The organism is Pseudomonas sp. GM102 (assembly GCF_000282555.1).
Lineage (GTDB): Bacteria > Pseudomonadota > Gammaproteobacteria > Pseudomonadales > Pseudomonadaceae > Aquipseudomonas.
The window spans coordinates 40,961-65,385 of sequence record NZ_AKJB01000046.1 but is presented as its reverse complement, the minus strand read 5'-3'; the positions used below and the strand labels follow the sequence as shown (position 1 = coordinate 65,385).

Annotated in this window: 21 protein-coding genes, 1 tRNA gene and 1 pseudogene; 12 read left to right on the top strand and 11 right to left on the bottom strand. The window is 59.4% G+C overall.

What is annotated here, in order from left to right; genetic code table 11:
• Positions 1-11: 11 nt before the first annotated feature.
• The 4 genes from PMI18_RS20585 to PMI18_RS20600 form a co-directional block, all read right to left on the bottom strand.
• On the bottom strand, positions 12-1,742 hold the full coding sequence (locus PMI18_RS20585; RefSeq protein ID WP_033036178.1) for a fumarate reductase/succinate dehydrogenase flavoprotein subunit: 1,731 nt from the start codon (positions 1,740-1,742) through the stop codon (positions 12-14).
• 17 nt (positions 1,743-1,759) lie between these two features.
• Positions 1,760-2,512, bottom strand: a complete 753-nt coding sequence (locus PMI18_RS20590) for a GntR family transcriptional regulator (RefSeq protein ID WP_007898187.1) — start codon at positions 2,510-2,512, stop codon at positions 1,760-1,762.
• A gap of 256 nt (positions 2,513-2,768) precedes the next feature.
• Positions 2,769-3,740 (bottom strand): Gfo/Idh/MocA family protein, encoded by a 972-nt coding sequence (locus PMI18_RS20595; protein ID WP_007898186.1) that lies wholly within the window; start codon positions 3,738-3,740, stop codon positions 2,769-2,771.
• A gap of 16 nt (positions 3,741-3,756) precedes the next feature.
• Positions 3,757-4,644 (bottom strand): Dyp-type peroxidase, encoded by an 888-nt coding sequence (locus tag PMI18_RS20600; protein ID WP_007898185.1) that lies wholly within the window; start codon positions 4,642-4,644, stop codon positions 3,757-3,759.
• Between the two features lie 232 nt (positions 4,645-4,876).
• Here PMI18_RS20600 and PMI18_RS20605 point away from each other — a divergent pair, with 232 nt between their 5' ends.
• Positions 4,877-6,502 (top strand): NADP-dependent glyceraldehyde-3-phosphate dehydrogenase, encoded by a 1,626-nt coding sequence (locus PMI18_RS20605; protein ID WP_007898184.1) that lies wholly within the window; start codon positions 4,877-4,879, stop codon positions 6,500-6,502.
• Between the two features lie 43 nt (positions 6,503-6,545).
• Positions 6,546-7,013, top strand: a pseudogene (locus PMI18_RS20610) (FUSC family protein); the annotation flags it as partial.
• Between the two features lie 8 nt (positions 7,014-7,021).
• Here the strand turns inward: PMI18_RS20610 and PMI18_RS20615 are convergent.
• Positions 7,022-7,915, bottom strand: a complete 894-nt coding sequence (locus PMI18_RS20615; protein WP_007898182.1) for a DMT family transporter — start codon at positions 7,913-7,915, stop codon at positions 7,022-7,024.
• Between the two features lie 135 nt (positions 7,916-8,050).
• On the opposite strand from PMI18_RS20615, the gene PMI18_RS20620 reads away from it, so the two are divergent.
• Positions 8,051-8,488 carry an Lrp/AsnC family transcriptional regulator gene (locus PMI18_RS20620; protein WP_007898180.1) on the top strand — a complete coding sequence of 146 codons (438 nt, stop codon included), beginning with the start codon at positions 8,051-8,053 and terminating at the stop codon, positions 8,486-8,488.
• A gap of 87 nt (positions 8,489-8,575) precedes the next feature.
• Here the strand turns inward: PMI18_RS20620 and PMI18_RS20625 are convergent, their stop codons facing one another.
• Positions 8,576-9,247, bottom strand: a complete 672-nt coding sequence (locus tag PMI18_RS20625) for a Bax inhibitor-1/YccA family protein (protein ID WP_007898177.1) — start codon at positions 9,245-9,247, stop codon at positions 8,576-8,578.
• 124 nt (positions 9,248-9,371) lie between these two features.
• On the opposite strand from PMI18_RS20625, the gene PMI18_RS20630 reads away from it, so the two are divergent.
• Positions 9,372-9,459: transfer RNA gene (locus PMI18_RS20630), tRNA-Ser, on the top strand.
• A gap of 667 nt (positions 9,460-10,126) precedes the next feature.
• On the opposite strand, the gene PMI18_RS20635 is transcribed toward PMI18_RS20630, so the two are convergent.
• The 4 genes from PMI18_RS20635 to PMI18_RS20650 all read right to left on the bottom strand — a co-directional run bounded on the left by PMI18_RS20635 (position 10,127) and on the right by PMI18_RS20650 (position 14,418).
• Positions 10,127-11,071 (bottom strand): sugar kinase, encoded by a 945-nt coding sequence (locus tag PMI18_RS20635; protein WP_007898174.1) that lies wholly within the window; start codon positions 11,069-11,071, stop codon positions 10,127-10,129.
• Between the two features lie 71 nt (positions 11,072-11,142).
• The gene (gene idnD / locus PMI18_RS20640) at positions 11,143-12,195 is read right to left on the bottom strand and encodes an L-idonate 5-dehydrogenase (protein ID WP_007898171.1); all 1,053 of its coding nucleotides are present in this window, start codon (positions 12,193-12,195) and stop codon (positions 11,143-11,145) included.
• Positions 12,196-12,206: 11 nt separating this feature from the next.
• Positions 12,207-13,559, bottom strand: a complete 1,353-nt coding sequence (locus PMI18_RS20645; protein WP_007898168.1) for an MFS transporter — start codon at positions 13,557-13,559, stop codon at positions 12,207-12,209.
• Between the two features lie 91 nt (positions 13,560-13,650).
• Positions 13,651-14,418: an SDR family oxidoreductase gene (locus PMI18_RS20650; protein ID WP_007898165.1), complete on the bottom strand. Its 768-nt coding sequence runs from the start codon at positions 14,416-14,418 to the stop codon at positions 13,651-13,653.
• A gap of 273 nt (positions 14,419-14,691) precedes the next feature.
• Here PMI18_RS20650 and PMI18_RS20655 point away from each other — a divergent pair, with 273 nt between their 5' ends.
• From PMI18_RS20655 to PMI18_RS20665, 3 genes are all read left to right on the top strand, one after another.
• Positions 14,692-15,396 carry a FadR/GntR family transcriptional regulator gene (locus PMI18_RS20655; protein WP_007898163.1) on the top strand — a complete coding sequence of 235 codons (705 nt, stop codon included), beginning with the start codon at positions 14,692-14,694 and terminating at the stop codon, positions 15,394-15,396.
• A 62-nt stretch (positions 15,397-15,458) separates the two neighbouring features.
• On the top strand, positions 15,459-16,712 hold the full coding sequence (locus PMI18_RS20660; RefSeq protein WP_007898160.1) for an enolase C-terminal domain-like protein: 1,254 nt from the start codon (positions 15,459-15,461) through the stop codon (positions 16,710-16,712).
• Between the two features lie 120 nt (positions 16,713-16,832).
• On the top strand, positions 16,833-18,140 hold the full coding sequence (locus PMI18_RS20665; protein WP_007898158.1) for an MFS transporter: 1,308 nt from the start codon (positions 16,833-16,835) through the stop codon (positions 18,138-18,140).
• On the opposite strand, the gene PMI18_RS20670 is transcribed toward PMI18_RS20665, so the two are convergent.
• A complete protein-coding gene (locus tag PMI18_RS20670; protein ID WP_007898155.1) occupies positions 18,137-19,765 on the bottom strand; it encodes an IclR family transcriptional regulator domain-containing protein in 1,629 nt (542 codons plus the stop codon). The two genes, PMI18_RS20665 and PMI18_RS20670, sit on opposite strands and share 4 nt — an antisense overlap.
• Before the next feature lie 180 nt (positions 19,766-19,945).
• Here PMI18_RS20670 and PMI18_RS20675 point away from each other — a divergent pair, with 180 nt between their 5' ends.
• From PMI18_RS20675 to PMI18_RS20695, 5 genes are all read left to right on the top strand, one after another.
• The gene (locus tag PMI18_RS20675) at positions 19,946-20,758 is read left to right on the top strand and encodes a demethylmenaquinone methyltransferase (protein ID WP_007898152.1); all 813 of its coding nucleotides are present in this window, start codon (positions 19,946-19,948) and stop codon (positions 20,756-20,758) included.
• Positions 20,758-21,210: a nuclear transport factor 2 family protein gene (locus tag PMI18_RS20680; protein WP_007898149.1), complete on the top strand. Its 453-nt coding sequence runs from the start codon at positions 20,758-20,760 to the stop codon at positions 21,208-21,210. Before PMI18_RS20675 ends, PMI18_RS20680 begins: the two co-directional genes overlap by 1 nt.
• Positions 21,207-22,613, top strand: a complete 1,407-nt coding sequence (locus PMI18_RS20685; protein WP_007898146.1) for an aldehyde dehydrogenase (NADP(+)) — start codon at positions 21,207-21,209, stop codon at positions 22,611-22,613. The genes PMI18_RS20680 and PMI18_RS20685 overlap by 4 nt, the downstream gene beginning before the upstream one ends.
• A 12-nt stretch (positions 22,614-22,625) precedes the next feature.
• Positions 22,626-22,940, top strand: coding sequence for a Dabb family protein (locus PMI18_RS20690; protein ID WP_007898145.1), 315 nt, complete (start codon positions 22,626-22,628; stop codon positions 22,938-22,940).
• 76 nt (positions 22,941-23,016) lie between these two features.
• A complete protein-coding gene (locus PMI18_RS20695) occupies positions 23,017-24,420 on the top strand; it encodes an MFS transporter (protein ID WP_007898144.1) in 1,404 nt (467 codons plus the stop codon).
• The last annotated feature ends 5 nt before the right edge of the window (positions 24,421-24,425 follow it).

Here is a 24,425-nt window from a genome sequence, read left to right as displayed (position 1 = left end):
TTGGGTGATGCTCAGGCAGCAAAGGCACCGACCCGCAGCCGGTCGTAGGCCTGCATTTCTTCGGCGTCCAGCGGGATGATGTAAGGCTCGACGGCTTTCTTGAAACTGGTCATCGCGCCGTCATCGCCCTTCTTCAGGTGGCAATGACAGAACCAGTCACTGTCGTTGCGTTGCGGGTGGTCGACCCTATAGTGGTAAAGCCCCCAGCGACTTTCGGCGCGGAACAGCGAAGCGCGGGCGGCCATTTCGGCGCAGTCGCGGATCATGCTGACTTCCATGGCGCGCATCAGTTCGTGGGCGTTGTGGGCCTTGATCTGATCCAGATCGCGCTGGATATCACTGAAGCGTTGCAGACCGATTTGCATCTTCCTGGTCACTTTCGGCGGTTGCAGGTAGTCGTTCACAAAACGCCGCAGCTTGTACTCGACCTGAGCCGGCGGCAGCCCGTATTCGCGCTCCAGCGGTGCGTAAACCCGAGCCTTTTCTGTTTCGATCTGATCCGCATCCAGCCCTGAGAACTCGCGCTCGGCGACAAAGTCCGCCGCGTTGGTGCCGGCAAACCAGCCATAGGTGAACGCGCCGAGCATGTAGTTGTGCGGCACCGCCGCCATGTCACCCGCCGAGTACAACCCCTTCACCGACGTCTCGGCCTTCTCGTTGACCCACACGCCGGACGCCGAATGGCCACTGCAAAAACCGATTTCGGAGATGTGCATCTCGACCATCTGCGTGCGGTAATCGGTGCCGCGATTGGCGTGAAACTGACCGCGACTCGGGCGTTCGTTGCTGTGCAGGATCTCTTCGATGTTCTGGATGGTTTCTTCGGCCAGGTGATCGAGTTTGAGGAACACCGGGCCGTTGCCGCTTTCGAGTTCCTGGTGGAACTCCCACATCATCTGCCCGCTCCAGTAGTCGCACTCGATGAAGCGTTCGCCCTTGTTGTTGGCGGTGTAGCCGCCCAGCGGGCCGGTGACGTAGGCGCAGGCCGGACCGTTGTAATCCTTGATCAGCGGGTTGATCTGAAAGCATTCGAGGTTCGCCAACTCGGCCCCGGCGTGATAAGCCATGGCGTAACCGTCGCCGGCATTGGTCGGATTTTCGTAGGTGCCCATCAGGTAACCCGAGGACGGCAAACCCAGACGCCCGGCGGCACCGCAGCACAGGATCACTGCTTTGGCCTTGATCACATGGAAGTCGGCCGTGCGGCAATCGAAGCCCATCACACCGTTGACCGCGCCCTCTTCGTCCGTCAGCAAGCGGGTGCAGACCAGCCGATTGGTGATGCTCACCCTTGCCCGTTTCAACTGGCGGTACAGGACTTTCTTGATGTCGTGCCCTTCCGGCATCGGCAGCACGTAAGCGCCCATGTGGTGGACTTTCTTGACCGCGTAATCGCCGGTTTCGTCCTTCTCGAACTTCACACCCCAGCGGTCCAGTTGCTCGATCGTTTCGAAGCTGTGGGTCGCGTAGGCATACACCGCTGCCTGATTGACGATGCCGTCGTTGGCAATGGTGATTTCCTTGGTGTACTGCTCCGGGGTCGAGTGGCCAGGAATGATCGCGTTGTTCAACCCGTCCATGCCCATGCTGATCGCGCCGCTGCGTTTGACGTTGGCCTTGTCGATCAACAGCACGCGCAGATCGCGGTTGCGTTCCTTGGCCTTGATCGCCGCCATCGGCCCGGCAGTGCCGCCGCCGATCACGACGATGTCGTATTCCTGTTCGAGCGACTTTCTAATCATGGAGCTGGAGCTGTGGGTCATGCCTGATCCCCTTTTTGCCGGTCGATCCGCAAGCGGTACTGGAACGCATCGCCGCGGTAGTAAAGGTGTTCAAAGTCCAGGGGCTGGCCATCGGCGCTATGGGTCAGACGCTCGATGCGCATGATCGGCGAGCCGGGTTCAACGTTCAGCGCCTGGGTCAGGTCGCTGTCGGCCAGCACCGCGTCGATGGCCAGATCGGCGTGCCCGAGGGCCAAGCCGCAGTCGTTTTCCAGGATCAGGAAAATGTCGCGCGTGACCAGGTCGGCCTTCTCCAGCCGCTCGCCAATGGCTTTGGGCAGGTACGTAATTTCCAGCGAGATCGGCTCGCGGTTGATCAGCCGCACGCGTTTGATCTGCGCCACGGTCTCGCCTTCAGTCACCTGTAAACGTTCGGCGACGAGCTTGTCGGCGGCAATGTATTTAAAGCTGCGCAGACGGTTGATCACCTCGTAGCCGCGACCGGTCATGGACTCGGCCAGGCCTTGCAGGGTGCTGACGTTCTGGAAGGTTTTCGGTTTGGCCACGAACGTGCCTTTGCCGTGAATCTTGAAGATCAACCCTTCTTTTTGCAGATCGCCCAAGGCCTGGCGCACGGTGATGCGGCTGACTTTGAACAACGTACCGAGCTCGCTTTCGGAGGGCATCTGGCTGTCTTGCGGGTATTCGCCGTCGAGAATCCGGGCGCGCAGCACATCGCGCAGTTGGGTGTGCAGCGGGATGCTGCTGAGGGAAAGAACGTTATCGGTCATGGAAGATCACTTGTTATAACGAGTTATGACGTGATCTTAGAGAGGCCGTGCGAGGGTTGAGAAATATTGTTTGGGCATAAGGTTAGAGCTTGGCGTCAGGCTGACCGGAAACTTTGTGGCGAGGGAGCTTGCTCCCGCTCGGCTGCGCAGCAGTCGTAAAAACTATGCACGCGGTGTGTCTGATGAAATGCGGTCGCACAGTAATGGGGCCGCTTCGCGCCCCAGCGGGAGCAAGCTCCCTCGCCACAAAAACAGATCAGCAGCCGCGCTTGAGGATCTGGTCCATCACCCAATCGGTCTTCAACGCCTGTTCGGCCATCGCCGGGTGCTGAGCCTCGCCACGGATGTGGGCGTTCATGCCCAGCACGTGGTGCCACTGGATGTGTTCGTGATGTTCGATGTGCAGGCTGAGGTGTTCATCGGCTTCCAGCTGTACCGGGTGCTCGTCGAACACCGAAAAGCTGATCCGGCCTTGGCTGCCGATCACCTCCACCCGGTCCTCGCGACGGTCCGCCACGAAGTTCCAGCAGCCCATGCCCAACGCCCCGGACGCAAACCGCCAACTGGCGCTGACGGCGTCTTCGGCGGCATAGAGGCCAGCCTGGTGCGCGGTGAAACCAGCGACCTCGACGATATCACCCAACAGGTACTGGAACAGGTCGAAGCCATGGCTGGCGAGGTCGGCGAAGTAACCACCGCCGGCAATCGCCGGATCGGTGCGCCAGTTATCGGTGCCGCCAAGGTCGCTCGGTGAAGGCGCTTTGGTCAGCGTCCAGGTCAGGTGTCGGACTTCGCCGATCCGCCCTTCTTCCAGCCATTGCCGCACCTGCTGGAAGCGCGGCAACGAGCGTCGATAATAGGCAACGAAGAGGTGCAATCCGGCCTCGGCAAAGACCTTTTGCATCTCACGGCTTTGCCCGGCATTCAGCGACATCGGTTTTTCGACGCAGCAATGTTTGCCGGCGGCAGCCACTTGCAGGCTGTAGGCGTGATGGCTGTCGGGTGGCGTGGCGATGTACACCGCGTCCACCTCGGGATCGTTGATCAGCGCGCCGGCGTCGGTGTAGACCCGGGCAATGCCGTGGCGCGCGGCGTAATCGTTCACCGCCTCCAGACGCCGCCCCATCACCGCCACCAACGCCGAGCCGGGGGCCTTGTAGAACGCCGGCCCGCTCTTGCGCTCGGCCACACTGCCGCACCCAATCATGCCCCAGCGCACCACGTTCATAGACACTCCTTGAGGTTTAGCCGATGCGCAGTGCGCGCAGGTCGAGGCGACCGTCCTTGAGTGGTGGGCACCAGTAGTAGCCGCCGGTGATCGGTCGGCTGATGCGATACAGACCGTCGGTGATGCCGTCTTCCAGACCACTCATGCGCCGCAGCTGGGATTCGAACGCGTCGAGGGAAAAACCGAAGGCCAGGAACATCAGGCCGGCGCGATCGCCTTCGATCCACGGCATCGAGCGACGGACCACGAACGCTTCGGGTGTGAAGCTTTCCTGGGCGGTGCGTTTGACGTGGGCAGAGATCGGCGCGTCGTCGAGTTCTTCGTTGTCGCTCAGGCGCCGGCCCATGATGTTGTCCTTTTCATGGGACGGCATCGCGTGGAAGCCTTTCAAGTCGTGCTGCCACTGCTGGATCGCGGCGAAGCTGCCACCGACCAGACCGTCCGCGCCTTCGCTCAACAACGCGGCGGCCACAGCGGCTTCGTCGTGAGGGTTTTCGGTGCCGTCTTCGTAACCGGTCAGGTCGTGGCCGGTCATGTGGCGGAAGGTTTCGTTCATCTGCACCAGACGCAGGGCCGGTGCCAGCGCGGCTTCGATCGCATGACTGCGATTAAGCAATTCGCCACGGTCAACACCGTGCAGCCAGCACCAGAGCGCGTGTTGGGTCGACGGGTTGTCGACACCGACCCCAACCAGCGCAGGAAAGGCACGCAAGCCATCGATCTGCGCGTGCAGCGCCTTGACCAGGGATTCACCGAAACCGACCACCGCCGATTTTCCGTCCACCAGGCGCATCAGGTTATCCAGCGCAGCCGGCAGTGCCTCGGCGGACTCAAGGGCGAAGAACATATGACGAGCTTGAGGCGGAACGGGGGTGGCGAGAATGCCCGGCTGGTAGTAACTCATATGAACTCCTTCAGAAAGAATGCGAAGTTTAACCGCAGGATCGTTACTTGTGTGTTTTCAGGGCAAAAGGTCGCAGCCCTGTAGCCGCCGAACGCAGCCTCGCAGGCTCGGCAGCTGCTACGACGATCCGCAACACCGAGCCAAAAAATCATAAGATGAGTCATGACAAGCGAGTCCGAGGTCTGCTAAAACGATTCATCAGTGCATCAGCCAATCCAGACGGGGTAGCGATATGACCACAGCACAGATCCTTGGCAACCTGTTTCCCACCGCCGACAACGTCCCGGAAAAGTACCGCCTCAACGGCCAGACCGAACAGCGCGAATACCTGGTCGATGGCGAACTGAAAACCTGGTCCGGGCCCCTCGCTCAAGTCCGCAGCCCGGTGTACCTGAGCGGCGCGAATGGCGATGAACAAGTGATCCTCGGCAGCACGCCGCTGCTCGATGCCGACACTGCATTGACCGCGCTCGACGCCGCCGTCCGCGCCTATGATCGCGGCCAGGGCCTGTGGCCGACCATGCGCGTGGCCGAGCGTATCCAGCACATCGAAACCTTCCTGACTCGCATGCGCGAACAGCGCGAGGCGGTGGTCAAGTTGTTGATGTGGGAGATCGGTAAAAACCTCAAGGACTCGGAAAAAGAGTTCGACCGCACCTGCGACTACATCGTCGACACCATCAACGCCCTCAAGGAACTCGACCGCCGCTCCAGCCGCTTCGAACTGGAGCAGGACACCCTCGGCCAGATCCGCCGCGTTCCGTTGGGCGTGGCGTTGTGCATGGGGCCTTACAACTACCCACTGAACGAAACCTTCACCACGCTGATTCCGGCGCTGATCATGGGCAACACCGTGGTGTTCAAACCGGCCAAGCTCGGCGTGCTGTTGATTCGCCCGCTGCTGGAAGCCTTTCGCGACAGCTTCCCGGCCGGGGTGATCAACGTCATTTACGGCAGCGGCCGCGAGACCGTCAGTGCGCTGATGGCCAGCGGCAAGATCGATATCTTTGCGTTCATCGGCACCAACAAGGCCGCCAGCGACCTGAAAAAACTTCACCCAAGGCCTCACCGCCTGCGCGCGGCGCTGGGCCTGGATGCGAAGAACCCCGGCATCGTTCTGCCTGAGGTCGATCTGGACAATGCTGTGAACGAAGCCGTCACCGGTTCCCTGTCGTTCAACGGCCAGCGCTGCACCGCGCTGAAAATCCTCTTCGTCCACGAAGACGTGGTCGAGGCGTTCATTGAGAAATTCAACACCAAACTCGCCAGCCTCAAACCCGGCATGCCGTGGGACAGCGGCGTGGCCCTGACGCCATTGCCGGAATCAGGCAAGGTCGATTATCTGCACACCTTGGTGGCGGACGCGGTCAGCAAAGGTGCTGCCGTGGTCAACCCCAATGGCGGTGAAGCCCGCGCATCGTTCTTCTACCCGGCCGTGTTGTACCCGGTGACACCGCAGATGCGCGTCTATCAGGAAGAACAGTTCGGCCCGGTCGTACCGATCGTGCCCTACCGTCATCTGGACACCGTGATCGATTACGTCCTGGAATCCGACTTCGGTCAGCAGCTGAGCATTTTCGGCACCAACCCGGTGGCGGTCGGCAGACTGGTGGACACCTTCGCCAATCAGGTCGGCCGGATCAACCTCAACGCCCAGTGCCAACGCGGTCCGGACACCTATCCGTTCAACGGCCGCAAGAACTCCGCCGAAGGCACGTTGTCGGTACATGATGCGCTGCGAGTGTTTTCGATTCGGACCCTGGTGGCGACCAAGTTCCAGGAGAGCAGCAAAGAGCTTCTCAGCGAGATCATCAGCGGACGAAACTCGAGCTTCCTGACCACCGACTACATCTTCTGAGGACACCGAGCCTGAGCATCATCAGAGGCTTTCGACTGCCACCAACGGTGAGTCCGTCACCGCTGACGAACACCTCAAGCTCATGAATCGCTTGAACACGGTGATGATACAACTGCGCTCATTGATGCCCTCGGTGTCCAAGGAAGTGCGAGTTTCCATGACCGAACTCGACGCGATTCAGCGCAATCTGCGGATGTGCGTGAGCATCCTGGAAATCCTCGGCAATAGCCGACCGAATGCTGATGACTCCGAGGCAATGACCCATCTGCAATCGGCATTGAAAACCGAACACCGACAGATTCGGGTGCAACTGATCGGTATGGCTCGGGCATTGAAATCGGGCGCTTCGCAGCGGCTCAGCCGGCCAGCCGAATCGCCATCGGACTCAACGCTCGATGCGCCGGTCTACAGTCCGCTGGATGGCTACCGATTGCTGACCCGGCAATTGACCGCGAACATCGACGAGATGCGCCAGCGCTTGGCGAAGACCGCACCGCGCTGGAACATCTGAGACGCTGATTATTGCGCCACCAGCCGCCGAGGCTTCAGGCCCCAACCCTGTTGCATCCCGGCGGCGGCCAATAGAATCGCGGCGACACCGATCCATTGCAGCGGCTCCAGGCGGTGGCCGAAGGCGAACCAGTCAACGAAAATCGCCGCAATCGGGTAGATGAACGATAGCGCGCCGGTCAGCGCTGTCGGCAGTTTTTGAATCGCGCCGTAGAGCAACACATACATCAAACCGGTGTGCACGATGCCCAGGGTCACCAGACTGGCCCAGGCATTGGGTGTTTGCGGTATGGCAGAGAAATGCGCGAAGGGCGCGAGCAACAGCACGCCGGTGCAGACCTGGATCAACGCGATCAGATGCGGTGGCGTACCGGTCAGGCGCTTGATGATCAACGCGGCAATCGCGTACAGAAAGGCCGCCCCCAGCGCCAGACCAATCCCCATCAGGTAATCGTTGCCACCCTCGCCCTGCCCGCCATGTGCGCTGACAATCGCCAGCATTCCGAGAAACGAAATACCCAGCCAGAACAGTTTTTGCAGGGTGATCTTCTCTCCCAGAAACAGCGCGGCCAGCCCCACCAGCATGAACGGCTGGACGTTATAAACCGCCGTGCCAATGGCAATCGAGGCGCGGGAGTAAGACGCGAATAACAGCACCCAGTTACCGACAATCGCCACACCGCTCAGCACCGCCAGCAAAAAGGTGGTGGACGTCAAAATGCCAGGGCGCAGAAAGCCGAACGCCGCGCAGATCAGCAATAAGGTGGCAGCACCGAACACGCAGCGCCAGAACACCACGTCCAGCACCGGTTGCCCGGACACCAGCACGAACCAACCAATGGTCCCGGAAATCAGCATGGCGGCGGTCATCTCGAATGAGCCGCGACGTAGTGTTTTGTCCATCATCAACCTCCCGTGTTTGAGCCCAAAGTATGCCAATCCACCGGGGGGCTTCTCCAGCGCAAAAAGCAGGCTAAACTCGGCTTCTGCCTTTTTTATCAAGGCTTATTCAGCCAATTGCCTAACAGGGGATTCGCCATGACCGATGACATCGACCAAGTGCTGATCAGCGCGCTGATGGAAGACTCACGCCGCTCACTCAAGGCCCTGGCCCAAATCAGCGGCCTGTCCTCGCCCAGCATCGCCGAACGCCTGCGCCGCCTCGAAGAACGTGGCGTGCTCAAGGGCTACACCGTCGAGATCGACCCCAAATGCTTCGGCTACCAACTCCAGGCCATCGTCCGCATCCGCCCGTTGCCGGGCCAGCTGCAGGAAGTGGAGCGACAGATTCAGGCCATCCCCGAATTCACCGAGTGCGACAAAGTCACCGGCGACGACTGTTTCATCGCCCGCCTGCATGTGCGCTCGATGGAACAACTGGACACCCTCCTCGATCGCCTCAACACCCACGCCGAAACCAACACCGCCATCGTCAAGAAGACCCCGGTCAAGCGCCGGCTACCGCCGATGGCTTGAGTGCTGTTTTGTTGAAACCAACGAACTGAGCCAAATCACAGACAATAAAAAACCCGCCGAAGCGGGTTTTTTACTCAAGGCTGGCGATCAATCATCGCGGCTCATGATGCCGAACAGTTGCAGCAAGCTGACGAACAGGTTGTAGATCGATACATACAGGCTGATGGTCGCCATGATGTAGTTGCGCTCGCCGCCGTGAATGATGGCGCTGGTCTGAAACAGAATGCACACCGACGAGAACAGAACGAAACCTGCGCTGATTGCCAATTGCAGACCGCTGATCTGGAAGAACAAGCTCGCCAGTGTCGCGCCCAGCAGCACAAAGAAACCGGCTGTAATGAAACCGCCGAGGAAGCTCATGTCCTTGCGGGTGATCAGCACATAAGCCGACAGGCCGCCGAACACCAGCGCGGTCATCGCGAAGGCCGAACTGACAACTTCCGCGCCGCCCTGCATACCCAGGTAGCGGTTGAGGATCGGACCGAGCAGGAAACCCATGAAACCGGTCAGCGCGAACGCAGAAACCAGGCCCCACGCCGAGTCACGGAGTTTGTTGGTGAGAAAGAAAAGGCCGTAGAAGCCGATCAGCACCACGAAGATATTCGGGTAGCCGACACGCATCTGCTGCGCGACAAACGCCATCACGCCGCTGAATGCGAGGGTGAGAGCGAGTAAGCCGTAAGTGTTGCGCAGGACGCGGCTAACCTCTAGCTGCTCAGCCTGCACGCTGTTATTAACTGCGTAATCCTGTTCGCGCATGGCGACACTCCTGTTGGGTTTGAAACGTTCAGTCGCAAAGATCATAACAGACGCTCTGTAACAAGCCATGCAGAGAGTTTGACAGTGTGTTTCATTCAGGTATTATGGCGCCCGCAACGCAAACGGAGGTGTGGCCGAGTGGTTTAAGGCAACGGTCTTGAAAACCGTCGACTGTAACAGGTCCATGAGTTCGAATCCCATCGCCTCCGCCATCTTTATACGACAAAGCCCTGATTATTCAGGGCTTTGTCGTTTCTGGGGTTTGGAAAAACCTGCCAGCCCACACTTCAGCCCACACCCTGGATGAAGTATTGCTTTTCGACCAGCGGCTAATTTTTCGAATGGACTCTTGCCTACACCTAGGGGCCTCAAGAACGGGTATAGAGGCAGCTTCCGCAGGAAGCGCCGGAACGAAAACAGAGGTTGTGATCTCTCTTCGACGCCGCCCAACATACACGCAAACAAAAACGCCGCTCAGTGAGCGGCGTTTTTGCGTTTTTGGAGAAGGAAACGAGACTCGCATCTGGCATCCGACCCATTGAAATTCAAGGGATTTCTTTTATTCCTGAAGCAGGAATGGACTCAATTCTGGACTTGTTTTTGGGGTGTATCAAGAGCAAGAAGGGAATTAATCCAAGACACGCTACTGGGTTCTGCCCACAGCCACTCAACTCAGCCGGCAACGCGTTCGTTACCGCGAAGGCCGGCTCCGCCGGGTACTGTGCCCGATTACGTACCAACAAGCTGGCTACTCCAAACAATCTGTAAGTCTCCCCGTCTGCTGCACCACCAGAAAGTTAGCGCTTTAAGCGCTTTGTTTTCGCAAACAGAAAGACCACCGTTCGACAGTTTCAGGAAAAGCGGCGAAACAGCAAGTCGTCAGCCCGGCATCACCTCCCGCGCAATCAACGCTCCCGGATACTGAATCACTCGCCCAGCCAGCCGGTGCCCTTCTGCAGCCGCGTGTTGTGGGGAGCCGCCGTGCAGCCGGGTCGCCAAGTAGCCCGCGCTGAACGAATCGCCGGCGGCCGTGGTATCGACCACCCTGTCGACCGTTGTCGCACACACTTCATGCAACGCGTCGTCGTGCTGGACCAGACAGCTCTGCGCGCCACGTTTGATCACCACTTCATTTACACCCATCTGCCGATAGCGATTGAAGGTCGACTCGACGTCGGTTTCCTCGAACAGCGCCTGCTCATCGTCCAGGGTCAACAAGGCCAGATCCAGATGCGGCAGCAGCCGTTGATAGGTGTCTGACGCGTGGTGACGGTCGCGCCACAGGCGAGGTCGATAATTGTTGTCGAACACCAGTTTGGCGCCGCGAGCGCGCGCCGCTATCAGCCGCGGCAACAAGCGATCAAGGCCAGCCTCACCGAGCACCGCCAGGGTGATGCCACTCAGATAAAACACCGAGTAATCGTCCAGCGCTGTCAACACCTGCGCAGCCATCGCATTGGTAAAGCATTCGCGTACGGCGGCTTCGTTGCGCCAATACAAAAAGCGCCGTTCGCCATGGGCGTCGGTCTGGATGCAATACAACCCCGGCAGGCGTCCCGGCAAACGCTGTACCAGCGACAGGTCGATTCCTTCATCTGCCCAGGCAGCACACATGGTCTCACTGAAACTGTCATCACCCAACGCGGTGACATAGGACACCTGCCAACCCGCAGCAGTCAGACGCCGTAGATAGACCGCAGTGTTCAAAGTATCACCACCAAAGCTTTGCAGCAGTTGGCCGTCGGGGCGTTGTTGCAACTCGATCATACATTCGCCGATCAGGGCGATACGTAAAGACGCTTGGGTCGGCGCAATGAAAGTCATGAAGTTCAATTATCCGATACAGGTCATGAAAAGCCTCTCGCAAGGGAGGGGCTGATGCACTAAAGCGGCATTCAAGCAAAGATCAGCTGCACCTTCGCCGCTTTGCTCTTGTCACCGGCCAGCTCCAACGCCTCGACGACCTGGTCCTGGTTGAACTCGGCGGACAGCAGCGGCAGCGGATCGATACGACCACTCTCCAGCCAGCGCACCGAGGTGGTGAACTCGTCGATAAAGCGGAACGACCCAACCAACTTGATCTCTTTAACCAGCAGCAGGCCCAGCGGCATCTCGACCGTGTTGTGGCCCATACCCAATTGCACCACTGTGCCTTTCGGTCTAGTGAACGATGCTGTGGAAGCGATCGCTGCCGGCGAACCAGATGCTTCGAAGCAGACATCGAAGTAACCACCCTCCTCGGCCCACTGTGCCGTGGACTCGGTATCGGTCGGGTCCACCGCAAGGGTCGCCCCCATCTGCACTGCCAGTTCACGGCAGCGCTCGCTCATGTCGGTAGCGACCACTTCGGCGGCGCCGGCGTTGAAGGCAGCAGCCATTACCAGACAACCAATCGGGCCGGAACCGGTGACCAGAACCTTTTTCCCGACCAGGTCACCCGCCTGATGCACCGCGTGAATCGCCACCGCCAAAGGCTCGGCGAAAACCATCACGCTGTCTTTGGAGTTGTCGGCATACGGCACGCACTGCTGCTCAGTAACCGCGACGTACTCAGAAAAACCACCATTTACGTGGGGATTGAATTGCGCGCTGCCCATGAATTTCATGCTGCGGCAGACATTCTGTTTGCCCTCCAGGCACAGCGCGCACTTGTTGCACGGCTGCGACGGATTGACCGCGACCCGCTGGCCGACCTTGAGCGCGCTGCCGGTCGGCACTGCCGCGATCACCCCGATGAATTCATGACCCAGCACCAGCGGGTTCTTGAGAATCGACATCCCGGCCTTGGCATGCTGGTAGTAATGGATGTCGGAACCGCAGATGCCGCCACGACTGACTTTGACCAACACTTGCTCCTCGGCGGAGTACGCGAGCGGCAGCGATGTGTGGCGAACGTCCTTGATCCCGTAGGCGACACAAGCGCGGTTTTCTATTGTTTGAATGGCCATTTTGATTTACCTCATGCCTCGGAGTGTTTGCCCAAAGGGCGATCGGATTTGGATTCGGCGTTTGGCAGCTCGACGACCTCGATCTTGCCCACCAGAAATGTGTAAGCGAGAAAGCCCATCAGTGCGACGGCGGCGATGTAGAACATCGCGTACTGGAAGCTGTGCGTGCGCTCCAGAATCACCCCAATGACGATCGGACTGATGATCCCCGACAGATTGCCGAAGATATTCAAGAAACCACCGAGAGTGCCGATCAGGTGCCGTGGAATGACGTCACTGCATACCACCCAGCCCAGATTGGAGAAGGCATTGGCGAAGAACGCCACCGACAGAATCGCGATGGCGATCACTGGCTGGTCTTCGAAAAAATTCACCAGGCAAATGCTGGTGGTTACCGCCAGCCCGCACATCACTGGAATTTTGCGCGCCTTGGTCCGCGAGTGACCGCGCTTGAGCAGCATGTCGCTGAGCACACCGCCACACAGCACGCCGCACATGGCCATCAAGTACGGGAACATGGCGCCGACCCCGGCTTTGGCAATCGACAGGCCCAGGCCTTTTTCCAGATAGACAATGAACCAGGTCAGGAAAAAATACAGGGTTGAGGACGCGGCGAACTGCGCGATAAACAGCCCCCAGACGGTCGGCTGACGCAGCACATGGCGCACGTCCGGCCAGTTGACCTTGGTGCTGTTGCCGCGCTGGTTTGCCGAACCGTAACCGCCACCGTCGCGGATCATGTCGAGCTCTGCCTGGTTGGCCTTGGTACTGTCCTGTGGATCGCGATAAGCGATCAACCAATAGATGCCGAAGACGATGCCCACGGCGCCGGAAATGTAGAACGACGCTTCCCAGCCCCAAGTGGCGACGATGTACGACAGCACCGGCGTCAGCACCGCCAGGCCGATGTATTGGGCGCTCGAATAGGTCGCCGTGGCCCGCGCCCGCTCATGGTCGGGGAACCAGTTGGCGATGATCTTGGTGTTGGAGGGAAACGACGGCGCTTCGGCGACACCGATCAAGGCACGGCAGACCAGCAGCATCACAAACGACGCCGACGCGGTGGCGAACAAATGATGGGAGGCGAAGCCCATGAGGAAAGTGAAGACACTCCACAGGATGATCGCACTGCCGTACAACCGCCGCGGACCTACGCGGTCGAGCACGTAGCCGACCGGGACCTGGCTCATGGCATAGAACCAGGTGAACATCGAAAACAGCAGGCCCAACTGGGTTGGCGACAAGGCGAACTGGCCTTGAATCGCTGAGCCGGCAACAGACAGGTTGGCGCGGTCCATGTAGTTGATTGCCGTGACCACAAACAGCATGGCCAAGACCGAAAGTCTTGCGCGTGTGGGTTTCATCGCTCTACCTATTTATTTGTATTTATCAGGTAAGTTCTTGCGCCCGCAAGCATGGTGACCAGGCAGTGGCCGCCATGTCAGACGGGTTAAATCACAGCGTGGCCAGCCAGCCTCCGTCGACATAAATGATTTGGCCGCTCACGTAGTTTGAGGCCTGGGATGAGAGGTAGACCGCCGTGCCGATCAACTCATCGGCGCGCCCCCAACGTTGCGTCGGGTTGCTGCTTTTGACCCAGAGATCGAAGTCCGGGTTGTCCACCAGTGCAGAGTTCATTTCGGTGAGGATGTAGCCCGGCCCGATGGCGTTGCACTGAATATCAAACTGCGCCCATTCAGCGGCCATGGCCTTGGTCAGCATCTTGATGCCGCCCTTGGCCGCGGTGTATGGCGCGACCGTGGCGCGCGCCGCTTCGCTGGTCAGTGAACCGATGTTGATGATCTTGCCTCCACGCCCGGCGGCCACTAGGCGCTTGGCCACTGCCCGTCCAACGATGAAGGCACTCGTCAGGTTGACATCCAGCACTCGCTGCCAATCGGCCAGCGCCAACTCAAGCATCGGTTGTCGGTGCTGGATGCCGGCGTTGTTGATGACGATATCGACCAGCACGCCCTGGCTGTCGAGTTCGTGGAACACCGCCTCCACCGCTGCTTCATCCGCGACATTGAAGAGGTGGCCCGTGGCGTGATGCCCCTTGGCGGCGAGCTGGCCGATGGCATCTTCCATCCGCGCCGCATCGGTGCCGTTGAGAATCACCGTGGCACCCGCCTCTGCAAGACCCAGCGCATAGGAGAAACCCAAGCCGCGGGTGGAACCGGTAATCAGTGCGGTGCGTCCGCTCAAATCAAAGAGTGATGACATGGTTTCCTCGCTTTTCAGCCATTTTTGTTCTTGAGCCAAAGTCCCGACGCGCCTGGCAATGACGCTTTCTCATCCTTCCAATCCACAACATATATTATAAGTTGAGAGAAAAAATCGGACTTATCGGACAACCTGACGCTATCCTGATCCCGTTTTAAGGCAACAATCAAGAGATAAATCAGCTTTTTTCCTGAAAAGGCATTTACTTCTTCGAATTCTTGGCGGAAGGTGCTACAAAGATCGCAACTTATGTGACGAGCTTAAAACAACAAAATGAACAGTGAAATCGTCAAAACGCAAAACACCGTCAACATCGTTTACGAGCAGATGAAGCGCAACATTCTGGAGGGGCTCTGGCCACCCGGCAGCAAGCTGCCCTCCGAATCCGAACTGATCGCCACATTCGACGTCAGTCGGGTCAGTGTGCGCAGCGCCGTCCAGCGGTTGCGCGGCCTGGGCATCGTGGTAACGCATCAGGGCAAGGGCACCTTTGTCATCAAGGACCTTGAGCAACACGGCTTGCTCAATGACAACCAGCCGATCATGCACCTGTCTCAGGAAGAGTTCGAAGACATGCGGGTCTTTCGCCAGGCCGTGGAGTTTCGCTGCATGGAGCTGGCGGTGGTGAACGCTACCAGCGACGACATCGCCCTGCTGGAAGCGGCCCTGAATCGGATGCTGGTGAACAAAGACGATTACAAACGCTATTCCCAGGCTGACTTCGACTTCCACTACGCAATCGTCAAGGCGTCACACAACAAGATCTTCATCCATGCCATGGACTCGATCCGGCACATCTATCTTTACTACCTCGAAGAACTCAATCGCGTACTGGGCATCACCCTGGAAAGCGTCAATGCGCACATCAAGGTCTACATGGCCATCAAGAACCACGACGCCGTCGCCGCCGCCGAAACCCTCAATGAGGCGATGGCCAACAACGTAGACGCGATCAACGAAGCACGACACATCGAGTAATGGGCCAACGCTGGCGACTGACTCAAGGTTTATGAAAACGACGGCTCAACCGGGAGACCGAGATGGAATCTATAACAATCACAAATGTAAAAACGATTCTCACCGCCCCAGGCGGGATTGATCTGGTGGTGGTGAAAGTGGAAACCAATCAGCCGGGGCTTTACGGCTTGGGTTGTGCGACCTTCACTCAGCGCATCTTTGCGGTCGAGGCGGCCATCGAGCAGTACATGAAGCCCTTCCTGATCGGCAAGGACGCGCTGCGCACCGAGGACATTTGGCAGTCGGCGGCGGTTAGCGGTTACTGGCGCTCGGGGCCGATCATGAACAACGCACTGTCCGGCGTGGACATGGCGCTGTGGGACATCAAGGGTAAGGTCGCCGGACTGCCGGTCTACCAGATGCTCGGTGGCCGCTGCCGCGATGGCGTGCCGCTTTACCGGCATTGCGACGGTGAAGACGAAATCGCTGTGGAAGACAGCATCCGTGCGGCAATGGAAGAAGGCTATCAGCACGTACGTTGCCAGATGGGCATGTACGGCGGCTCGGGCACCGAAGACCTCAAACTGATCGCCGGCAAACTGGCCAGAGCCAAAAACATCCAGCCGAAAATTTCTCCGCGCAACAAGACCCACGGCATCTATTTCGATCCGGATGCCTATCTGCGCGCCGTGCCGAAACTGTTCGATCACCTGCGTGACAAACTCGGTTTCGGCGTGGAATTCATCCACGACGTACATGAACGTGTGTCGCCCATCGCCGCCGTGCAACTGGCGAAAAACCTCGAGCAACATCAGCTGTTCTTCCTCGAAGACCCGGTCGCACCGGAAAACATCGAGTGGCTGAAAACCCTGCGTGCACAGAGTTCGACCCCGATCTCCATGGGCGAGTTGTTCACCAACGTCAACGAATTCAAACCGCTAATCCAGAATAACCTGATCGACTTTATTCGCTGCCACGTCAGCACGGTCGGTGGCATCACCCCGGCGAAAAAGATCGCCACCTTCGCCGAGTTCCACGGCGTACGCACCGCCTGGCACGGTCCGGGCGACATCTCGCCAATCGGCGTCGCCGCCAATCTACACCTGGACCTGAGCACCACCAATTTCGGCATCCAGGAATGGACCCCGCTCAACGACAACCTGTTGGACGTTTTCCCCGGTTGCCCGGAAATCGACCGAGGCTACGCCTACCTCAGTGACCGCCCGGGCATCGGCGTGGACATCGACGAAGAGAAAGCCAAATGCTATCCGTGCCAGGGCGGCATTCCGAGTTGGACCAATGCGCGACTGCCAGACGGCACGGCGGCTCGCCCCTGAGATATCTGGGGCCGTCGTTGGCACGCCACCCCGCCCCTAGCTTGTCGCCGACGACCTCAGACCTGATCCGCTTCACCTGAATGCAACACCCTCGCCTACAACAACAATGAAGGGCCATTCATGAGTACCGTCAGAGATACTGCTCTCCCTACCGGAGACACCCGCGTCACAGCCCAGTCGAAGTCGGAAGGTTTCGCGACCAAACGCTGGTTCTATCTCATCCCCCTGATCTTTATCACCTATAGTCTTGCCTACCTTGACCGAGCCAACTATGGCTTCGCCAGCGCCTCCGGCATCGAGCAGGACCTGAACATCAGCAAGGGCACTTCCTCGCTGATCGGTGCACTGTTCTTTCTCGGCTATTTCTTTTTCCAGGTGCCCGGCGCCATCTATGCCCAACGCTACAGCGTGCGCAAACTGGTGTTCTGCAGTCTGATCCTGTGGGGATTCTGCGCCATGGCCACAGGTCTGGTGACCAATATCCCGATGCTGATGATCATTCGTTTCTCGCTGGGCGTGGTGGAAGCCGCGGTAATGCCCGCCATGCTGATCTTCATCAGCAACTGGTTCACCCGCAAGGAACGCTCACGGGCCAACACCTTTCTGATCCTTGGCAACCCGATCACCGTGCTGTGGATGTCGGTGGTCTCCGGCTACTTGATCCACGCTTGGGGCTGGCGTGAAATGTTCATCATTGAAGGCGCTCCGGCGGTGCTTTGGGCTTTTGTCTGGTGGCGTCTGGCGCGGGACAAACCTGAAGAAGTCAGCTGGCTGAGTCGAGGAGAAAAAGACCAACTGGCTGCCACCCTCGTCAACGAGCAAAAAGGCATGAAGGTGGTGCGCAACTACCGTCAGGCCTTCACCTCGCCCTTGGTGATCAAGCTGTGCCTGGTGCATGCGCTGTGGAGCATCGGTGTATACGGTTTCATCATGTGGCTGCCGTCGATCATCAAACAGGCCTCGGCCTCTGACATCGTCACCACTGGCTGGCTGAGTGCCGTGCCCTATGTGGCAGCGGTAGTGACGATGCTGGCGGTGTCCTGGGCCTCGGACAAAACCGGCCAACGCAAACTGTTCGTCTGGCCGCTGCTGGCGCTGGGCGCCCTGGCGTTTCTCGGCTCTTACCTGCTGGGTTCGACGCACTTCTGGTTGTCATTCAGTCTGCTGACTATCGCGGCGGCGGCGATGTACGCACCTTACGGTCCGTTCTTCGCGCTGATCCCCGAACTGCTGCCGGCCAACGTATTCGGCGGCGCTATCGGGCTGATCAATGCCTGTGGCGCGCTGGGGGCGTTTCTCGGCTCATGGATTGTCGGTTATCTGATCGGCCTGACTGGTAATCCGGGGGCGGCGTATATCTTCATGACCGCGGGAATGTTGGCGGCGGCGGTCATTATGGGGTTGGTCGTGGTGCGGTGCGAAACCTAGCCATCGAGCCCCCTGCGATTCACTCCCCATGCCGCTTGGTGCGCATCAACCCCAATGACCTTGGGGTTGATCTGAAACAAACAACCTGAAGCCGGCGCTGTGCCGAGTGTCTCCCTACTCAGTTCATGCCGGGCACTGGTGATGTACAGGATGTCTTTGTTCGGCCCACCAAAAGCCAGATCGGTCGGGCTTGGCACTGGTAGCCCTATCATGCGGTCAAGACTGCCGTCAGCATTGAGCCGCACCAGACTCCAACCATCACGCAGGGTGGTCCAAACCCCTCCCTCGTTGTCCAGTGCCAAGCCACTGAGTCGTCCTGAACCCTTGGGCAGCGAGGCCAGACGGCGAACACTGCTGCTGCCAAACTGCATCACATACACGCTGCCGGTGTCAGGGCCCACGGCATACAAGGTTTGCCCATCGGCGTCCCAACAAAATGCACTGATACGCTCCTGAAACGACCAGGGCGAGCGCAACTCGCCTTGCGCGGTCAACTCGCCAACCTTGCAACCGCCAGCATTGCTCAAACAGGCCCAAAGGCTGCCGTTCGGGTGACTGGCAAGTCCGAGCAAAGGCTTGCCTGGCCAACCCGGCAGCGGATGCTCCTGCCCCTGCCGGTCCAGCAATGACCAGCCATTACCATGCGCAATCAACAGCCCTTCGCGATGCAATTCCATAGCCTGCACCGGCGCATCGAGACGGGCGAAAACCCGCTCGCCTTTTGCATCCAGGACTCGAATCGTCGGTGCCAGGGTGTCAGCCCAATAAAGGCATTGTTGCCCATGGCACCAGCGCGCAAATGCACCGTTAAACGCCCAGGGCCCTTTCACCAATTGCACTTCACTGTCGGCGATGCGCACTTGCGACTCGCTTAACTGAGCACCAACCCGGCGGGCCGCGTCGGTCAGTTCCGGCCCCAGTAATTCCAGGCGTTCCAGCGTCAGGCGATAGGCCGGTCCAGCGACGCTCAAGGCACCGCGAACTTTACCCAAGTTGTCGCGGATCGCCGCCGCGACACAGCGCACCCCCAAGACAATTTCTTCATCATCGATGGCGTAACCGCGGGCACGGGTGATTTGCAGTTCGGCATGCAGTCGACGGCGATCGGTGATGGTCAGGGGCGTCAGTGCAGTGAGTGTCAGGCCCTTGATGATCTCTTCACGTCTGGCTTCATCCAGCGCGGCGAGAATCGCCTTGCCCTGCCCGGTGCAATACACCGGTTTACTTTGCCCCAGGGCTGCAGCTGAGCGAGTGCTATGTGCACCGTCACAGCGTTCCAGTGACAACACCTGATTACCGTCGAGCACCGCCAGGTACGAGGTTTCCCCGGTCAGGTCACGCAGGGCGCGCAACTCGAAACTGGCGGCCGCCACCAGGTCCGGCATCAGATAGGCGTTGCGCACCAGTTCTAGGTAGCGAAAACCCAAGCGGTAGACCTTGCGCAGCGGATCACGGCGAATCATTCCGCGCTCCACCAAGCTGGCGATGATCCGGTAGAGCGTGGTGCGCGGCAGGGCCACCTGCTCGGCCAAGTCGCTCTGGCTCAGGCCTTGAGGGGCGGAGCCGATTGCCTCGAGCACGTCCAGCGCCTTTTCCAGTGCACCGGTGCCTTCTACTGTCGCCATGACAAATTCCCACCATATGGAACTCTGATAGAGACCCACGATATGCGGCGTTTGAAATAAGTCAATCAAGTCTTAGGATCGATCCATATCAGGCCAGCAAGCAAAACCCACATCCCAAATTGCGGGAATTTACGTCTTGCACTGTTTCAAGTTGAACCGCTGATCTTCAGGAGAACAACAATGACCACGATCCACCAGTATGCTGATGCCTACGACAACTCGGCCAATCGCCAAGTGGCCGTCAGCGACGAAGTACTCGCCATGCTCGCGACCTGCAGCAGCGGCTCGTTGACCACACAATTGTTCAAGCTGGGCTTTCGCCAGCCGGCACTGGTCGGTCTGCGCCCGATGAGTAAAGATATCAAGCCCTTCGCCGGTCGTGCCTACACCATGCGATTCATTCCGGCCCGCGAAGACATCGACACGTACGGCACCATGACCACCAAGCCCAACGGTGACAATCTGCAATGGCAAGGTGTCGAACAGATTCAGCCCGGCGATGTACTGGTGATCGACAGCCAGAACGATCCTCGCGCGGCCTCGGCCGGCAATATTCTGGTAACCCGGCTGCTGGCGCGTGGCGCCAAGGCGATTGTCACCGACGGGGCCTTGCGAGATGGCAGCGAAATCGCCGCCCTCCCTCTGCCCGCCTATGCCCGGGAAATCACCGCGACCACACGAATTTCCTACCACCATGTCGCTGACCTGCAGGTGCCGATTGGCTGTGCGGGCGTGGCGATCTATCCCGGTGACGTGATCGTCGGTGACGCCGATGGCCTGACCGTGATCCCCGCGCACCTAGCGGCAGATTTGGCCGAGTACTGCTCGTTGCAAGACGACCTCGAAGAGTACCTGGCCATGCGCATCGCCTCGGGCGAAGCGTTGTGGGGCATCTACCCGCCGAGCCCTGCGGCGGTTTCCGACTATCACGCCTGGGTCGCCGCCGGTCGCCAGCCGATCCCGAGTATTTTCGCCGCCCAGGAGAGTAAGTGATGAGACAGGCCCAATACGCCGCATTGATCCGCCGCTACTTCGACGCTTGCAACGCCGCGGACTACGACGCTCTGGTGTCGTGTTTCACCCCGGATGCCGTGCACTACTTTCCCGCCGGTTTGCCAGAAATTCCGTGGCGCAGCGCCCAAACCATCGCCGCCAAATGGGTCTGGTGCGTGGAAAATCTCGGCTCTCAATGGACCATCGAAAAAATCCTGGTCAGTCATGACAGCCCGGAAGCAGTGATCGAATGGACCCACTGGAAAGGCAAGCTCGGTACTGCCCTACGCGGTGACGAGTGGTACGTATTCGACGAACAAACCGGCTTGATCAAGGAGATTCGAGCCTATTACGCATCCCCCGCCGACAAAGAAGTCACCATCAACGAACTGGTGGACTTCGATTACAGCGGCCGTGGCTATCACCTGGAACCTCAAGGAGATCGCTCATGAAAAGCCCGGAAATAATCCTGATCGATCAAGCTGTGGCGGCAGCGGCTAACGCGGCAACCTTATGGGCCGAGTCGAACGCAGACCTGCGCGTCCAGTTGCTGAACGGCTTGGCCGACGCCCTGGAGCGGCATCAAGTCGAACTGATCGCCATTGCCGATGAAGAAACCGGCCTGGGCGTGGCGCGCCTGACCGGCGAAGTCGCGCGCACCGCCTTCCAACTGCGCGGCTTTGCCGATGCGGTCGAAGCCGGTATGCCTTACGCGGTGGTCGACGACCAAGCCATTGTAGGTTCACCACCGGCCGGCCGACCGCGTCTTACTCGCGTGCAACAGGCGCTGGGCCCAGTGGCGATGTTCTCGGCCAGCAACTTTCCGTTCGCTTTTTCCGTGCTCGGTGGTGATACCGCATCAGCCCTGGCCGCCGGTTGTCCGGTGGTGGTGAAAGCGCACTCCGGGCACCCGCGATTGTCTCGCGCCGTGCACGAAGTGGCGCTGGGTGTACTCGCCGCACAAGGTTTGCCGGCCGGTTTGCTGGGGCTGGTGGAAGGTGCATCCCGCGCAGCCGGCGTGCATCTGGTGCAACACCCGCACATTGCCGCCGTGGCGTTTACCGGCTCCTACCAAGGTGGTACCGCGCTATGGAAAGTTGCGAACCAACGTCCTCGCCCCATTCCGTTCTTTGGCGAGTTGGGCTCAATCAACCCGTTGCTCGCGCTACCGGAAATCCTTGAGCGCGACGGTGAAAATCTGGCCAAGACGCTGGCGGCATCCATCACTTTAGGCTGCGGCCAGTTCTGCACCAGCCCCGGTGTGATCGTGCTGTTCGAGCATCCGGCCAGCGAGCGCTTTATCGAGCAGTTCGCCGCGGCCCTGCAACCCTTGAGCACTCACCGGATGCTCACACCGAGCATGCGCCGTGGTTTTGATGACGGCGTTACTCGTCTGGAGCAAGCCTCGGCGGCAACCCCGCTCTTGCAACCCCATGCCGATACCGACGGTCCGGCACCCAGGTTGTTCGCCGTTGATGCCCAGGCCTTTATCGAGGATGCGCACTTGCGCGAAGAAGTCTTTGGTCCGGCGGCAGTCGTGCTGAAGGTCAAGTCCGTGGCTCAGGCCATCGATGTACTGAACGCCATCGGCGGCAGCCTGACTGCGACGCTGTGGGGTTTCGAGCAGGCCAGCGAGGACAACCTCGCGCTGATCCGCGCCGCTCGCCAGATCTCCGGGCGGGTGTTGTTCAGCGGTGTACCGACCGGCGTGGCCGTCACCGCCGCGCAACAGCACGGCGGACCGTGGCCGGCGTCAACCCAGCCACAAAGCACCTCGGTGGGTTATGCCGCACTGGAACGTTTTCTGCGCCCCGTGGCGTTGCAGGACGCCCCGGCCTGGCTACTCGGCGAATAAGGAGTCCGGAAAATGATGAAGCACATTGTGATGTTCCGCCGCCTGCCTGGCGGGGAGCAAAACATCGAACTGGAGACGCATCTGATCCAGTGGATGCGCGACCTGCCCAAGGACATCGATTTTGTCCGGGACTGGAAAGTCTCGGCCAATGAACTGGATCGGCCGATCTGCTGGGACTACTTGCTGGAGTCAAGCTTCGATGACGCCGACGCCGTGCAGCGTTACCTGTCCCACCCGGCTCATGTGGCGCTGATCACCGAACTGAAGACCTACTTCGAATGGGTCGCCATCGATTACACACAGGACACCGACCGGCAGGCAGCCTGATCACCCACTCAGAACGCGGGTATTGCGTGCCCGCGCCTGACGCACTCGCGACAACAACAATTATATGAGGCACAAAATGAACAATACTGAGCGCTATGCGCTGGCCGGCGCCCCGGACCAGCCTGCAATTACCGGCACGAGTGCTTGCCACACTGCTGCTGCGAGGCCTGCTGTGGCCAAAACCAGCTACCGATTCCTGATACTCGCGCTGATCACCATCGTGCTGGCCCTGAGCACCGGTGACCGCGCCGCACTGTCGGTGGCCGGTACCGATATGGGCAAGGAACTGGGCATCAGCTCGGTGGAAATGGGTTATCTGTTTTCCGCCTTCAGTTGGGCCTATGTGATCTTCCTCATTCCTTCCGGCTGGCTGACCGACTGGATCGGTTCCAAGCGTTCGATGATGCTCGCCATTGTGGTTTGGTCCTGCTTCACCGTGATGATGGGCATGGTGCACTTCATCGGCATGGTTGTTCCCCTGCTGCTGGCGCTGCGCTTTCTGCTGGGTGCTGCCGAATCTCCCGTCGGCCCTGCCTCGGGGCGCATTATCGCGGCCTGGTTCCCTTCCTCTGAGCGGGGTGTTGCCGGGGCGATTTTCAACAGCGCGCAATACCTGTCGCTGGCGTTGTTCACGCCGATCATGGGCTGGCTGTGCTACCGGTTCGGCTGGGAATACGTGTTCATCATCATGGGCCTGATCGGCCTGGTGATCGGCGCGGTCTGGTGGAAGCTCTATTACCTGCCTGTCGATCATCCGAAAATGAACGCAGAGGAACTCGAATACATCCGCGCGGACGGCGGTCTGGTAGACCTCGAAGGGCTCAAGGCCAAGGCTGCACAAAGCAAAGGCATGAAGCTCGGGGAAATCGGCCAGCTGTTTCGCAGCCGTATGCTGGTAGGGATTTTCATCGCCCAGTACTGCATTACCTCAATCACCTGGTTCTTCATGACCTGGTTCCCGATCTATCTGGTCAAGGAGCGTGGCTTCGACATTCTCCAGGCCGGTTTCGTCGCGGCGGTCCCCGCACTGTGTGGCCTGGTTGGCGGCGTCTCCAGTGGTTTCATTTCCGACCAGCTATTGAAAAAGACCGGCTCGCTGAGCCTTGCCCGTAAAACCCCGATCACCATCGGCCTGCTGCTCAGTTCCAGCATCGTGCTATGCAACTACGCCGACAGCGCCTGGCTGGTCGTGGCGCTGATGAGCGTGGCGTTCTTCGGCAAGGGCTTTGGCTCACTGGGCTGGACCGTGGTGGCGGACACTGCGCCCAAAGAGCTGATCGGCACCACGGGCGGCGTGTTTAACGCCTTCGGCAACACGGCTGGGATCATTACTCCGGTAGTGATCGGCTACATCCTGCAAAGCACCGGTTCCTTCGAAGGCGCACTGATCTACGTCGGTGCCCACGGGGTGTTGGCGGTCCTCAGCTACTGGCTGATCGTCGGCAAGATCAAGCGTTTCGAACTAAAAAGCGCATCCTGACAACA

What these genes read in the sequence shown, in the direction of transcription:
- PMI18_RS20585 (WP_033036178.1), bottom strand. Translation starts at nt 1,742, where the DNA reads ATGATTAGAAAGTCGCTCGAACAGGAATACGACATCGTCGTGATCGGC.
- PMI18_RS20590 (WP_007898187.1), bottom strand. Translation starts at nt 2,512, where the DNA reads ATGACCGATAACGTTCTTTCCCTCAGCAGCATCCCGCTGCACACCCAA.
- PMI18_RS20595 (WP_007898186.1), bottom strand. Translation starts at nt 3,740, where the DNA reads ATGAACGTGGTGCGCTGGGGCATGATTGGGTGCGGCAGTGTGGCCGAG.
- PMI18_RS20600 (WP_007898185.1), bottom strand. Translation starts at nt 4,644, where the DNA reads ATGAGTTACTACCAGCCGGGCATTCTCGCCACCCCCGTTCCGCCTCAA.
- PMI18_RS20605 (WP_007898184.1), top strand. Translation starts at nt 4,877, where the DNA reads ATGACCACAGCACAGATCCTTGGCAACCTGTTTCCCACCGCCGACAAC.
- PMI18_RS20615 (WP_007898182.1), bottom strand. Translation starts at nt 7,915, where the DNA reads ATGGACAAAACACTACGTCGCGGCTCATTCGAGATGACCGCCGCCATG.
- PMI18_RS20620 (WP_007898180.1), top strand. Translation starts at nt 8,051, where the DNA reads ATGACCGATGACATCGACCAAGTGCTGATCAGCGCGCTGATGGAAGAC.
- PMI18_RS20625 (WP_007898177.1), bottom strand. Translation starts at nt 9,247, where the DNA reads ATGCGCGAACAGGATTACGCAGTTAATAACAGCGTGCAGGCTGAGCAG.
- PMI18_RS20635 (WP_007898174.1), bottom strand. Translation starts at nt 11,071, where the DNA reads ATGACTTTCATTGCGCCGACCCAAGCGTCTTTACGTATCGCCCTGATC.
- idnD (WP_007898171.1), bottom strand. Translation starts at nt 12,195, where the DNA reads ATGGCCATTCAAACAATAGAAAACCGCGCTTGTGTCGCCTACGGGATC.
- PMI18_RS20645 (WP_007898168.1), bottom strand. Translation starts at nt 13,559, where the DNA reads ATGAAACCCACACGCGCAAGACTTTCGGTCTTGGCCATGCTGTTTGTG.
- PMI18_RS20650 (WP_007898165.1), bottom strand. Translation starts at nt 14,418, where the DNA reads ATGTCATCACTCTTTGATTTGAGCGGACGCACCGCACTGATTACCGGT.
- PMI18_RS20655 (WP_007898163.1), top strand. Translation starts at nt 14,692, where the DNA reads ATGAACAGTGAAATCGTCAAAACGCAAAACACCGTCAACATCGTTTAC.
- PMI18_RS20660 (WP_007898160.1), top strand. Translation starts at nt 15,459, where the DNA reads ATGGAATCTATAACAATCACAAATGTAAAAACGATTCTCACCGCCCCA.
- PMI18_RS20665 (WP_007898158.1), top strand. Translation starts at nt 16,833, where the DNA reads ATGAGTACCGTCAGAGATACTGCTCTCCCTACCGGAGACACCCGCGTC.
- PMI18_RS20670 (WP_007898155.1), bottom strand. Translation starts at nt 19,765, where the DNA reads ATGGCGACAGTAGAAGGCACCGGTGCACTGGAAAAGGCGCTGGACGTG.
- PMI18_RS20675 (WP_007898152.1), top strand. Translation starts at nt 19,946, where the DNA reads ATGACCACGATCCACCAGTATGCTGATGCCTACGACAACTCGGCCAAT.
- PMI18_RS20680 (WP_007898149.1), top strand. Translation starts at nt 20,758, where the DNA reads ATGAGACAGGCCCAATACGCCGCATTGATCCGCCGCTACTTCGACGCT.
- PMI18_RS20685 (WP_007898146.1), top strand. Translation starts at nt 21,207, where the DNA reads ATGAAAAGCCCGGAAATAATCCTGATCGATCAAGCTGTGGCGGCAGCG.
- PMI18_RS20690 (WP_007898145.1), top strand. Translation starts at nt 22,626, where the DNA reads ATGATGAAGCACATTGTGATGTTCCGCCGCCTGCCTGGCGGGGAGCAA.
- PMI18_RS20695 (WP_007898144.1), top strand. Translation starts at nt 23,017, where the DNA reads ATGAACAATACTGAGCGCTATGCGCTGGCCGGCGCCCCGGACCAGCCT.